Source organism: Marinobacter sp. EVN1, from assembly GCF_000475375.1.
Lineage (GTDB): Bacteria > Pseudomonadota > Gammaproteobacteria > Pseudomonadales > Oleiphilaceae > Marinobacter > Marinobacter nauticus.
Window position 1 is genome coordinate 1 of the sequence record NZ_AXCB01000044.1, and the last position, 947, is coordinate 947.

General features: G+C 62.6%; 1 protein-coding gene. It reads left to right on the plus strand.

All coding sequences use genetic code 11. From position 1 onward, the window contains the following. Nucleotides 1-20: 20 nt before the first annotated feature. A partial coding sequence (gene tssI / locus Q674_RS34810; protein ID WP_031210275.1) for a type VI secretion system tip protein TssI/VgrG occupies nucleotides 21-947 on the plus strand: 927 nt, incomplete at its 3' end.

Genomic DNA, 947 nt, shown 5'->3' on the forward strand with positions numbered 1-947 from the left:
AATCTTCAGGGATCGAAGTCATGCCCCAGGCAAGCGGATTGCAGTTCACCGCCCGTGTAGGCGAATTCCCCTCGGACCACTTTGTCGTTGTCGGCTTCGCGCTGACCGAACGGCTGTCTGATCTGTTCCATGGCCGGTTGCAACTGGCCAGCACCGACCCGGATGTGGCCGCCGCCGATGTACTGGAACAGCCGGTAGACCTGGTGGTGTGGCAGGATGGCCAGCCCCTGCGCCGGTTCACCGGCGTGGTGAACGAATTTATGCGGGGCGAAACCGGCCACCGACGCACCCGCTACGAAGTGGTCATCCAGCCGCCCCTGTGGCGCCTGGGCCTGATGCACAACAGCCGCATCTTCCAGACCCAGACCACCGACGCCATCGTGCGCACCCTGCTCGAAGAGCGGGGCATTGTGGATTCCATCTTCGACTTCAAACGCCCACCGGAAGAACGGGAATACTGCGTCCAGCACCGGGAAACCGACCTGCAGTTCCTGGAACGCCTGGCCGCCGAAGAAGGCTGGCACTACCGCTACCAGCACGGCAGCGTGGATGGCGAAGAACAACCGGCACTGATTCTTGCCGACCACCACGGCGACGCCCCGAAACTGGACCCGGTCACCTGTAACACCAAAGCCGGCGGCAGCACCCAACAGGCCTGCGTGTTCCAGTTTGCCTACGAAGAACGGGTCAAAGCCGCCTCCGTGGCCATGAAGGACTACACCTTCAAGAACCCCGCCTACGCCCTGATGCATGAACACAGCGCTGCCGACGCGAACCACCGGGAAGACTACCAGCACTACGACTACCCCGGCCGCTACAAAGCCGACGCCAGCGGCCAGCCGTTCACCCAGAACAAACTGGATGCCCTTAGAAACGACGCATCCATGGCCAACGGCAAAAGCAACCGCCCGGACTTCACCCCCGGCGCCAAAGTGGAACTGCAGGAC